Source organism: Carboxylicivirga sp., from assembly GCF_982718395.1.
In genome coordinates this window covers 1-11,615 of record NZ_CEXQWX010000183.1, presented here as the reverse complement: position 1 = coordinate 11,615, position 11,615 = coordinate 1, and the positions used below count along the sequence as shown (strand labels likewise).

At 39.3% G+C, this 11,615-nt stretch carries 11 protein-coding genes; all 11 read left to right on the top strand.

Going from position 1 to position 11,615, the window contains the following annotated elements; translation table 11 throughout:
• On the top strand, positions 1-554 hold a 554-nt coding region (locus AC4MRQ_RS22155; RefSeq protein ID WP_491199911.1), incomplete at its 5' end, for an SEC-C metal-binding domain-containing protein.
• A 70-nt stretch (positions 555-624) separates the two neighbouring features.
• Positions 625-1,410 (top strand): prolipoprotein diacylglyceryl transferase, encoded by a 786-nt coding sequence (lgt, locus tag AC4MRQ_RS22150; protein WP_491199910.1) that lies wholly within the window; start codon positions 625-627, stop codon positions 1,408-1,410.
• A gap of 136 nt (positions 1,411-1,546) precedes the next feature.
• A complete protein-coding gene (locus AC4MRQ_RS22145) occupies positions 1,547-2,140 on the top strand; it encodes a TetR/AcrR family transcriptional regulator (protein ID WP_491199909.1) in 594 nt (197 codons plus the stop codon).
• Positions 2,140-3,288 carry a hypothetical protein gene (locus AC4MRQ_RS22140; RefSeq protein ID WP_491199908.1) on the top strand — a complete coding sequence of 383 codons (1,149 nt, stop codon included), beginning with the start codon at positions 2,140-2,142 and terminating at the stop codon, positions 3,286-3,288. The genes AC4MRQ_RS22145 and AC4MRQ_RS22140 overlap by 1 nt, the downstream gene beginning before the upstream one ends.
• Positions 3,289-3,355: 67 nt before the next feature.
• The gene (locus AC4MRQ_RS22135) at positions 3,356-4,069 is read left to right on the top strand and encodes an ABC transporter ATP-binding protein (protein ID WP_491199907.1); all 714 of its coding nucleotides are present in this window, start codon (positions 3,356-3,358) and stop codon (positions 4,067-4,069) included.
• A gap of 24 nt (positions 4,070-4,093) precedes the next feature.
• Positions 4,094-5,254, top strand: coding sequence for an ABC transporter permease (locus tag AC4MRQ_RS22130; protein ID WP_491199906.1), 1,161 nt, complete (start codon positions 4,094-4,096; stop codon positions 5,252-5,254).
• 235 nt (positions 5,255-5,489) lie between these two features.
• Positions 5,490-6,644, top strand: a complete 1,155-nt coding sequence (locus tag AC4MRQ_RS22125) for an ABC transporter permease (protein ID WP_491199905.1) — start codon at positions 5,490-5,492, stop codon at positions 6,642-6,644.
• Between the two features lie 419 nt (positions 6,645-7,063).
• Positions 7,064-8,338, top strand: coding sequence for an ABC transporter permease (locus tag AC4MRQ_RS22120; protein ID WP_491199904.1), 1,275 nt, complete (start codon positions 7,064-7,066; stop codon positions 8,336-8,338).
• A 326-nt stretch (positions 8,339-8,664) separates the two neighbouring features.
• On the top strand, positions 8,665-9,399 hold the full coding sequence (locus AC4MRQ_RS22115) for an outer membrane lipoprotein-sorting protein (RefSeq protein ID WP_491199903.1): 735 nt from the start codon (positions 8,665-8,667) through the stop codon (positions 9,397-9,399).
• 369 nt (positions 9,400-9,768) lie between these two features.
• Complete coding sequence (locus AC4MRQ_RS22110) at positions 9,769-11,109, top strand: ammonium transporter (RefSeq protein ID WP_491199902.1); 1,341 nt, start codon at positions 9,769-9,771, stop codon at positions 11,107-11,109.
• A 142-nt stretch (positions 11,110-11,251) separates the two neighbouring features.
• The gene (locus AC4MRQ_RS22105; protein WP_491199901.1) at positions 11,252-11,605 is read left to right on the top strand and encodes a P-II family nitrogen regulator; all 354 of its coding nucleotides are present in this window, start codon (positions 11,252-11,254) and stop codon (positions 11,603-11,605) included.
• Positions 11,606-11,615 lie beyond the last annotated feature (10 nt).

Sequence of the window (11,615 nt, the reverse complement as noted above, 5' to 3'; positions counted from 1 at the left end):
AGATGTACAAAAACATTGTTGTACCAATTAGCGATGGTCAAAAGGTATATCAGATTACTACCAACCTGAAAAAAGCCTACGAGACTGAGTCGAAAGAACTGGTTCGTTCGTTCGAAAAAGCATCGATGCTGGTAACCATTGATGATGCCTGGAAAGAGCACTTGCGTGAGCTGGATGATTTGCGTCAGGCAGTGCAGAATGCAACTTACGAGCAAAAAGATCCATTATTGATTTATAAGTTTGAATCATTCAACCTATTTAAATCAATGGTAGGTGATAACAATAAAGCTGTTGTGTCCTTATTGTCAAAAGGACATATTCCAATTCAGAACGCCGATGGTGTTCAGGAGGCTCAGGAACGCAAGCGTCAGGATTATAGTAAGATGCAAACACGTAAAGATGAGTTCTCTCGTGGTAATGGATCTTCTGCAGGTGGTCAGAAAAAGCCTGAGCGAGTAGAGCCGGTTCGTGTTGAGAAGAAGGTGGGACGTAATGAACCTTGTCCTTGTGGAAGTGGTAAGAAGTATAAACAATGTCATGGTAAAGGATTGTAGTCAATAGTCAGAAGTGGTTAGACAGTAAAAGCTTTCTAGCCACTAATAACTAATCACTAATAGCTAATATATGATACTCAATTCAATCAATTGGAATGTCGATCCGGAGATATTTTCTTTAGGACCCATACATGTACGCTACTATGGTTTATTGTTTGCCATGGGTTTTATGCTTGGTTACTATATTCTCGAGCGTATGTTCAAGTCTGAAGGAATTAAACAGGAGTGGCTCGATAAACTGTTTATGTATGTAGTAATCGCTACCATCGTAGGAGCCCGCTTAGGTCACGTTATTTTCTATGGTTGGGAATACTATTCGCAAAATCCGGGTGATATTATAAAGGTATGGGAAGGAGGACTGGCCAGCCATGGCGGTGCCATTGGTATTCTGATCGCTCTGTATTATTACTCTAAGAAAGTGACTAAAAAAAGTATGATCTGGACACTTGATCGTTTGGTAGTACCAGTGGCTTTAACAGCAGTATTCATTCGTTTGGGTAACCTTATGAATTCAGAGATATATGGTCATGCAACGGATTTACCTTGGGGATTTGTGTTTGAACGTCGTGGAGAAACCGTGGCAAAACATCCAACTCAGTTGTACGAAGCACTGTGTTATCTGATCACTTTCGTAGTTACCTTCTTTACTTACTGGAAAACAAAAGCCAAAGAAAAACAAGGGCTTATTTTCGGAATTTTCCTCATTGGTATTTTTGGTTCACGTTTCTTTATAGAATATGTAAAAGAAGTTCAGGAGAAATTTGAAGAAGGGATGACCTTTAACATGGGACAACTGCTAAGCGTTCCCTTTGTAATTGCAGGTGCTTATTACATTTATAAAGCCTTAAAGAAATAGAGCAAGAGTTATTCTTTATCGAAAACCGGAATCAAATAATTGGTTCCGGTTTTTTATTCCAAAATGTTAAAAAATATACGATATTAGTAATAATATAAATAAAACGTATACATTTGTTGTGTAAGTAATATTTGTCATGAAGGATTATTCGAAAAGTAAGAAGTATCAGGATGTTTTAGCAACCGGAAAAGAGTTATTCTGGAAATATGGTTTGAAACGGGTAAGTATTGAAGAGATATGTAAGGAGGCATCAGTGAGCAAGATGACCTTCTATAAATATTTTCCCAATAAAATTGAGTTAGCCAAACATATTCTCGGCGATATAATGAAGCAGGCCCTTGCGCAATTTAAAGAAGTCTTGGATTCTGAGGATACCTTCGAGAAAAAGGTTGAGCAAATGATGTTAATGAAGATGGAAGGAACGAAACATCTGAGCACTGAATTTCTGAATGATATCTATAAACAGCCTGAAAATGGATTGTTAGCGTATATGGAATCGCATAGTAAAGAATCTCAGGAATTATTTATTGACTTTCTAAAGGATGCACAAGTAAAAGGAGATATCAGATCAGGTATTAAGGTTGAATTCATCATTTACCAAATGAATTTAATGATACAAACTGTGAATGACAAGACTTTACTGGATAGGTATAAGTCTCCTAATGAATTGATTATGGAAAATATGCGTTTTTTCTTTTATGGTTTAATGAACGTTGAGCCAGAAATCTGATGAAGCCTTTAATAACCGTCATATTATTACTTCAGGTTTTACTCGTAAATGCACAGGTGAAGTCTGAGAATACCAATTCAGTTCAATTTCAAGGACAAGCGGTCGGTTGGTTACATTATAACCCTGATAATCCATATCCAATATATGTCGGAGCTCGTTTTATTCCTCAATTGAATTATGAAGTGGAGTTGAAAAATGATACAAAGTTTGATTTTGAGACCTCTGCAAATATAGTTGGTGATGTGGGATTTAATATACCAGATTCGTCTGATTGGAATGGTAAAATTTCTCCATATCGCATATGGGGACGCTATTCAGCAAAGCAGTTAGAAATAAGGGCTGGCCTACAAAAGATCAACTTTGGTTCTGCCACTTTAATACGTCCATTGATGTGGTTCGATCAGGTTGATCCGCGCGATCCGCTCCAATTAACAGATGGCGTTTGGGGTGTGTTATCGCGCTATTACTTTATGAATAATGCTAATCTGTGGTTTTGGGTGTTGTATGGTAATGACGAAGTGAAGGGCTGGGAGTTGATTCCCAGTAATTCACATAAGCCAGAATTTGGTGGACGCTTCCAAATGCCTGTTCCTCTTGGAGAGGCTGCATTAACTTATCATCACCGTGTGGCCGATACCAGGGTATTTGGAATAACATTGCCAGGTCTTGAGAAAATACCTGAAAACAGAATTGGTTTGGATGCCCGCTTTGATAAAGTAATTGGTTTTTGGTTTGAAGGTGCATGGGTAGGATCATCAAAAAACATTGGGATGTTTACAAATCAGGTGAACCTTAGCGTTGGAGCTGATTATACTTTTGGATTTGGTAATGGCCTTAATGTGATTGCAGAGCACTTATTATCATCCTATGATGAAAATGCGTTTGCATTTGATAACTCTGTAAACATGACCGCTTTGTCAATGAATTACCCAATTGGAATGTTTGACAACTTAAATGCCATTGTGTTCTATAATTGGGAAGACAAGCAATTATATAATTTTATTAACTGGAGTAAGCAGTACGATTCCATTGTACTGAATATGATGGGCTATTGGAATCCTGACGATTATAACATGCCCATACAGGCCAACACTGAAAATTTGTTCGGAGGAAAAGGTATTCAACTTATGCTGGTCTACAACTTTTGATAATTAAGAATACAGTAACGGTAAAACAACTAATCACTAATCATTCACCGCTAATCACTATACTAAAATGAATAACAGCATCATACAATTACAGAACCTTACCAAACGTTTCCCGGTCGGAAATGGTCATTTTACAGCACTTACAGATATAAACCTGTCGTTTGGTAAAGGCGAGTTTACAGGGCTTGTGGGGCCAAGTGGATCGGGTAAAACTACCTTATTGAATATCATTGGTTCGCTGGATGTGCCCAGTGAAGGAAAAGCAACCGTGTTAGGAAAGTCTATTGCCGGACTTAATCAGAAACAGGCGGCTAATCTACGCAATCATAGCATCGGTTTTATTTTTCAAACCTATAATTTATTACCTGTCTATACAGTATATGAAAATGTTGAATTCGCTCTGTTACTGCAAAACATGTCGGCAACAGATCGGCGAGAGGCTGTTATGCAGGCCTTGGAGTGGGTAGGACTGACTGACAAAGAAAAGTCGAAACCATCTATGTTATCAGGAGGTGAATGTCAGCGTGTGGCCATTGCCCGTTCAATGGTTAAGAAGCCCCAAATTGTTTTGGCTGATGAGCCAACGGCTAATCTGGACTCTAAAAATTCACACCATATTCTGCAAACAATGCAAAAACTTAACGATGAACTAGGTGTTACTTTTATTTTTTCCACGCACGATGAAAAGGTGATGCAATACCTTAAACGTAAAATATCATTAGCTGATGGTAAAGTTGTAGCTGATGAAGCAATAATGGCTAACGAAACCCTCAACTCGTAAACTCAAAACCGGAACTCAACTGCAATGGTCGCATTTAAGCTCGCATATAAAAATCTAATTGGAGCTGGTCTTAGAACCTGGCTGAATGTTACTGTACTATCATTTGCCTTTGTATTAATCATCTTCTACAATGGAATGATCGACGGATGGAACCGTCAGGGGCGAAATGACACACAGGAATGGGAAGTTGCTCAGGGGCAGTATTGGCACCCGAATTACGATAAGTACGATGTATTTAGTATTCGTGATAGCCATCAGGCAGTATCTGGAGATGTAAAATCAGCTGTTGATTCAGGAAAATTAGTGCCGGTATTGATACAGCAGGCAACAATCTATCCACAGGGGCGTATGTTTGGCATTATGCTGAAAGGTGTTCCACATCAGCAAAGCTTATTAAAATTACCGACTCAAGGATTGCAGCCTCAAACAAGTGATCTGCCTGCCATTATTGGCCAACGTATGGCCGATGCAGTTAAACTTAAAAAAGGAGATAAAGTACTGATTCGCTGGAGAGATAAGAATGGGACGTTCGATGCCCGCGAAATATTGGTTGCTGATATATTTCATTGCGATGTACCTTCGGTGGATAATGGACAGGTTTATGTTGATTATGAGGCCATTCAAAAAATGATGGGATTGAACAATCATGCTACACTTCTGATCACAGGTGATGAAGACCCAAAAGAAATTGAAGATTGGGATTTTAAGGATTTAAAATTTCTATTGTCCGAGCTCGACCAGATGATAGAATCGAAAAAGGCCGGAGGTATAGTGCTTCAGGTAGTTCTGTTGTTAATCGCACTATTGGCTATTTTCGACACACAAGTATTATCCATCTTTCGTCGCCAAAAAGAAATTGGAACCTACATTGCCCTCGGCTTAACACGCTGGCAGGTGGTAGGTATTTTTACAATAGAAGGAGCAGTGCACAGTATACTGGCTGCCTTGGTTGGGGCAGCCTATGGTATCCCGTTCTTTTTATGGCTCGATACGGTTGGTTTGAGTTTTGGTACAGTTGACGTAGGTATTACAATCGCGGAGAAGGTTTATCCATATTACAGTGTTGGTCTGATAGTTTCCACATTATTATTGGTTGTTTTATCAGCAACAGTCGTTAGTTATTTGCCGGCACGTAAAATTGCCCGAATGAAACCGACAGATGCGTTAAAAGGAAAGATTCAGTAATGAGTTGATAAGTTTAGGGTTTAGTTGCGTAATCGGGAATAGAAGTATGAAATTGAAGCAAGCCATGATATTATAACGTTAAGAAATGAAAAGTATAATAACGCAAATCAACATCATTTATGTCTTTCTTGAAAAGGGAGATTTAGAGGGTAAAATAAATAATCTATAACAAGCACTGCGCACAATGCACCAATTACTACTGTCAACTGACTAATAACTACTGACTAAATAAACCATGCTAGCATTAAAACTTGCCTATAAAAACCTTCTCGGAGCCGGACTGCGAACCTGGTTAAATGTAAGCGTCCTGTCATTGGCATTTGTGTTGATTGTTTTTTACAATGCCATGATTGACGGTTGGAATCGTCAGGGACGAAACGATACAATGAATTGGGAAATAGGACAGGGGCAATATTGGCATCCCGGTTATGATCAGTATGATGTGTTCAGTTATAGGGATGCGCATCAGGAAGTATCACCCGAAATCCAGAAGAAGGTTGATGCCGGATATTTCGTTCCTGAATTAATCCAGCAAGCTACAATTTATCCGCAAGGACGCATGCAAACAGTCATATTGCGCGGTATTCCAGCCTCTCAAAATGTTCTGAAATTGCCAACACATCGCCTAACAAGTAAGCAGAATGAGGTAAATGCTATAATTGGAAGACGCATGGCTAAGGCTACCAGGCTAAAAGAAGGTGACCAAGTATTGATGCGGTGGCGCGATAAAAACGGAACCTTTGATGCCGTTCAGGTGTATATTTCTGGTATTTTTAAGTGCGATGTGGCTAATGTGGATAACGGACAGGTTTACATTGATTATGAGGTCATGCAACAGATGATGGGCTTTATGAATGAGGCAACACTATTAATTAGTGGCTTGGAAGCAGCTCCCGTAATAAGTGGATGGGATTTTAAATCGTCTGATTATCTGTTAAAAGATCTTGACAATCTGATTAACTCCGAGCGTATCAGTGGGATGATCATGCAAATGATCCTGTTGATGATTGCTTTGCTTGCTATTTTCGATACTCAGATATTATCCATATTCCGACGGAAAAAGGAGATAGGAACCTATATAGCATTGGGCTTAACACGACAACAGGTAGTGGGGATATTCACTATTGAAGGAGCCTTTCATAGTATTTTGGCTGCAGTTGTTGGGGCTATATATGGCATACCATTGTTCATATGGATTAACAGCATCGGTATTAACTTTGGAAGTGCGGATATGGGCATTACCATTGCCGAAAAAGTATATCCCTATTACAGCGCACAATTGGTTGTGGTCACCATATTATTAGTCTTGATTTCTTCGACCATCGTAAGTTTTATTCCTGCTCGTAAAATTAGCCAAATGAAGCCAACGGATGCTTTAAAGGGGAAATGAGTTATGAGTTTAAAATTGATAAAATGTTGAATTGTCGAGGTGTCGATTTGTGGAAGTGTGAAATTAAGAAACTGTTTAAATTTTGTTTTTGTGTGTTAGTTTGGATGAATTAAGTTCTCAGGCAAGGCAAAATTGATGCGAATAGCATCGCTATTTAAAGATATTTTACAGAAGTATGAGGGCTTAAGTCGCTAAAATAAACCGAAGGGTAAAACTTAAACGGTTTCTAAAGCAAGCAATGATAATAGCCCACAAACGTAACTTATAAAAATAATTGAGGAATGAAAACTGTAGATACATATAATGCTAATCACTGCTATTTAGTTTCCTTGGAAATGGGAGATATAGAGGGTGAATCAATTCACAAATTGCCAAATAACCAGTACTGTGAACATTACACTGTGCACTAAACTAATAAAATGATAAAGTTTCTGATAAAAGGTATATTACGCGATAAAAGCCGGAGCCTGTTACCGGTGATAGTAGTCTCATTAGGCGTGTTTCTTACCGTTTTTATGAGCGGTTGGATGAAGGGCATATTTGGCGATATGATTGACATAAACGCCAATTACGCAATGGGGCATGTCAAAGTAATGACTCGTGCTTACGCCGAGAATGAAGCACAGATACCCAACGACCTGGCACTTCTTGATGTGGAGAAGCTGATGAATCAACTGGGCGGTGAATATCCACAGATGGAATGGGTGCGTCGAATTCAGTTTGGTGGATTACTGGATGTGCCTGACGAAAATGGTGAAACACGGGCACAAGGGCCGGCTGCTGGTCGGGCTGTTGATCTGTTAAATCCCAAATCAAAAGAAGCTGAACGGTTAAATATCCCAAAGTCGATAGTGCAGGGGCGAATGCCAAATAAGTTGGGCGAAGTTTTGATCAGTGATGAGTTTGCACAACGATTTAATGTTCAATTGGGCGAGGAAATATCAATACTGGGTTCAACCATGTACGGCAGTATGGTAGTGCCCACCTTTAAAGTGTGTGGCACACTTAATTTTGGCATGGCTATGCTCGATAGAGGTGCCATTATCATGGACATCCAAGATGCCGGTCTGGCATTTGACATGGAGGATGCAGCAGGAGAAGTATTGGGTTATTTTAAATCAGGAGTGTATGATGATGAGATGGCATTGCAAATAAGAGAGGAATTTAATAATAAGTACAGTCGGCAAGAGGATGAATTTTCGCCACAGATGGTGCGTCTGCGCGACGAAGCTACTTTAAAACAATACCTGGATATGGCCGATAATATGAGCGCTCTGATGGTTACCATTTTTATCATCGCCATGTCAATTGTATTATGGAATACTGGTTTATTAGGCGGTTTAAGGCGTTATACTGAATATGGCGTTCGATTGGCCTTAGGCGAAGAAAAGGCGCATATTTTCAAAACAATCATCTATGAAGCCATTATTATTGGTTCCATAGGTTCAGTGCTTGGTTCAGTGATAGGAATTGCACTCTGCTATTATCTTCAGGAGAATGGGATTGATTTTAGTGCACTTATGAAAAATGTTACGATGATGATGCCGACAGTTTATCGGGCCAAAGTAACACCAGAGTTGTTTTATATTGGATTTATTCCAGGTTTATTTGCAATGACATTGGGGAATGCATTGGCTGGGTATGCGATATATAAGCGTAAAACCGCACAACTCTTCAAAGAGCTAGAGGTTTAAGAATAGACCCCACAGTTGATTGAATAGACCCAATGTGACACTTGCCTTAACAGCGCAACGCATAGTAAGAGCTGCGCAATGCATAGTAAGAGCTGCGCAACGCATAGTAAGAGCTGCGCAATGTATAGTAAGAGCTGCGCAATGTATAGTGAGAGCTGCGCAATGCATAGTGAGAGCTACGCAATACATAGTGAGAGCCACGCAATGCAAGGTGAGGGTCGCACAATGCAAATTAAGGGTTACGAAACGCATGATAAGAACTGTTGAATTAAAAAATGAGTAAAAGGATATCGAATGATATGCATAATCAAAGAAAAATAAAGAACATGAAGCATCTATTAAGCATCCTGATAATTGGTAATTTGATATTATCAGTCAACGCTCAAACTGCGAATGAGATAATGCAAAAAATCGATGATAATATGTCGTCCGACAATCGGATTGTAGAATCTAGCATGACCATTCATAGTCGTCGAAACAGTCGCACCATTACATCAGTAAGTTACACCATTGGTATCGAAAAGTCGTTTACCGAATACTTGTCGCCAGCACGAGAAAAAGGAACTAAAATGTTGAAGCTGGATGACAGGCTATGGACTTACTATCCTTCCAATGACCGTATTGTACAAATCTCGGGTCATATGCTTCGTCAATCGGTTATGGGTTCAGATTTATCTTACGAAGATATGATGGATGACCGAAAGTTGAGTGATACCTATTCCGCTGTAATAGAATCAACTGTAGAACTTGAGGGACGAAAAGTATTTGTGTTGAAGCTCTCTGCTAAAGTTGACGATGTAGCATATCATTCGCGTAAATTGTGGGTTGATGCCGAGTATTTTTTACCCCATAAGGAGGAATTATATGCAAAAAGTGGTCAGTTGCTAAAGCGAACAACCTTAAGTAATTTCAAAAAGATAGAAGGACGCTGGTATCCGATGAAGCTGAATTTTAAAGATGTATTAAAGCAAGGAAAGGGAACGGATTGGGAGATAATAAGCATTGAATTTAACGGAGATATTCCTGAGTACCTTTTTACAAAAGCAGCCCTGAAGCAATAGAAAGCGTAGTTCAGAATTTAAGGATCGCATCTTATTAAAATCTAATAATAAGATGCGATCTTTTTTTTGCAAGCATTTTTAAGATTCTGAGCAAGCTTTCTCCTAAATCAGAGGGGATGAAAGTAATAAATAGTAAATAAATTGATTGCTGTGTGAATAAATAGGGGGTTGAAAATAAAAATTAACTAATAATTTGTAATTACACCCCTCATTTATATATTTGCAAAGAGAAAAAACTGATAATTGTCATAGATACCCCTTAAAAATCAAACAGCGCAACAAAAAAAGTAGATAAAGCTGTCGTGATTAGCTAAAAAAAGCTGAAGTCTGTATTTAAGACATGAAATCGTTAACCTTTATCACATTATCATGAGATTGAATTTGAATTTAAGAAAGAGAATGCTTGCTACCCTGGGAATTATCATGGGGTTAGGAGGCTTAATGGAACTGAGTGCACAACCGGGAGTCGATTCAGGCGCTACAGCCTGGATGATCACATCAACTGCGCTTGTTCTTTTAATGGTGCCTGGTTTAGCTATGTTTTATGGAGGTTTGGTGCGATCCAAAAATGTATTGGGAACCATGATGCATAGTTTTGCGGCCATGGGAGTTATGAGTGTCCTTTGGGTGACAGTCAGCTACAGTATGTGTTTCGGATCAAACGTGTTTGGAGGATGGTTTGGCTGGAATTCAGACTATATTTTCCTTCAGGGTATTGACGAAACAGTGATGGAAGCTGGTGTACCTGAGTATGTATTTTCTATGTTTCAGGGAAAATTTGCCATCATCACCCCGGCACTAATAGCAGGTGCCTTTGCTGAACGTGTTAAATTCAGGGGTTATCTTGTATTTATAACCTTATGGGGATTGTTGGTTTATAATCCATTATGTCATTGGGTATGGGCCGAAGATGGTTTCTTATTCAATATGGGTGCGGATGGAGCAATTGATTTTGCAGGAGGTACAGTAGTTCATATTTCCGCCGGAATCAGTGGTTTGGTAGCTGCAATTTATTTGGGAGCTCGTCGCGGTTATCCACATCGTCAGATGCGTCCTAACAATTTGGTGATGGTGATGATGGGAGTTGGTTTGTTATGGGTTGGCTGGTTTGGCTTTAATGCTGGTAGTAGTGTATCCAGCGGACTGAGTACTGCACAGGCATTGACAGCCACGCAGGTTGCAGCAGCAGCGGGTGCCTTAACATGGATCTTAATTGAAGGATTCCATCAAGGTAAAATGACTGCTTTAGGTTTCGCATCAGGTATTCTGTCTGGCTTAGTTGCCGTTACACCAGCAGCTGGTGTTGTTCAGCCGCTTGGAGCTATGGTATTGGGCGCATTAGCAACAGTTATTTGTTATTTGATGTTGATAGTAAAGGATAAATTAGGTTACGATGATTCGCTGGATGCTTTTGGTATTCATGGTGTTGGAGGTATTGTCGGAGCAATTGCTTTAACTTTCTTTATCCGCGATAGCTGGATGGCAAATGCAGCTGAAGCCGCTGGAGGTTCATGGACAATCTGGCAGCAATTAGGCGTACAGGTAGCAGCCGTAGCCATCGCCATTGTATACTCAATCGTGTTAACCTTGATACTTTTGTTCGTGGTTGAAAAGATATTTGGATTAAAATCTACTCCAGAGGAAGAAATGCAAGGTTTAGATCACGCATATCATGGAGAACGCGGATATGGAATGCTTAATCCTAACTAGTAGATTACTGGTGTCAATTAAATAAATGGGTGAAATAATTAGGTACTGGTAATAAGAGTTTATGTTTGAGAGTTGAAGAAGAAATTATTGATTTTTGTAAATCATCTTGATACTTTGTACTTGATACTTAATACAACTAAAAATGAAATTAATAACAGCTATTATACGTTCATACCAACTTGATCAGGTTCGCGAAAGCCTTATAACTGCTGGTATAACAAGAATTACAGTCAGCCGGGTATCGGGGCATGGCGTTCAGAAACGAGAAGAAGTATATCGAGGTAAAAAGGTCATCCCATCCTTAATTCCAAAGATGCGTGTTGAAATTGCCGTTAATGATGACTTTGTAGATACAACAGTAAATGCTATTATTGCAGGTGCAAAATCGGAAAGTGATGTAGTTGAAGGAGAAATCGGAGATGGTAAAATCTTTATAACACCACTTGAAGAGTGCATTCGCATCCGAACAGGAGAGAAAGGTAGCAATGCTATATAAATGCTTACAG

What these genes read in the sequence shown, in the direction of transcription:
- lgt (WP_491199910.1), top strand. Translation starts at nt 625, where the DNA reads ATGATACTCAATTCAATCAATTGGAATGTCGATCCGGAGATATTTTCT.
- AC4MRQ_RS22145 (WP_491199909.1), top strand. Translation starts at nt 1,547, where the DNA reads ATGAAGGATTATTCGAAAAGTAAGAAGTATCAGGATGTTTTAGCAACC.
- AC4MRQ_RS22140 (WP_491199908.1), top strand. Translation starts at nt 2,140, where the DNA reads ATGAAGCCTTTAATAACCGTCATATTATTACTTCAGGTTTTACTCGTA.
- AC4MRQ_RS22135 (WP_491199907.1), top strand. Translation starts at nt 3,356, where the DNA reads ATGAATAACAGCATCATACAATTACAGAACCTTACCAAACGTTTCCCG.
- AC4MRQ_RS22130 (WP_491199906.1), top strand. Translation starts at nt 4,094, where the DNA reads ATGGTCGCATTTAAGCTCGCATATAAAAATCTAATTGGAGCTGGTCTT.
- AC4MRQ_RS22125 (WP_491199905.1), top strand. Translation starts at nt 5,490, where the DNA reads ATGCTAGCATTAAAACTTGCCTATAAAAACCTTCTCGGAGCCGGACTG.
- AC4MRQ_RS22120 (WP_491199904.1), top strand. Translation starts at nt 7,064, where the DNA reads ATGATAAAGTTTCTGATAAAAGGTATATTACGCGATAAAAGCCGGAGC.
- AC4MRQ_RS22115 (WP_491199903.1), top strand. Translation starts at nt 8,665, where the DNA reads ATGAAGCATCTATTAAGCATCCTGATAATTGGTAATTTGATATTATCA.
- AC4MRQ_RS22110 (WP_491199902.1), top strand. Translation starts at nt 9,769, where the DNA reads ATGAGATTGAATTTGAATTTAAGAAAGAGAATGCTTGCTACCCTGGGA.
- AC4MRQ_RS22105 (WP_491199901.1), top strand. Translation starts at nt 11,252, where the DNA reads ATGAAATTAATAACAGCTATTATACGTTCATACCAACTTGATCAGGTT.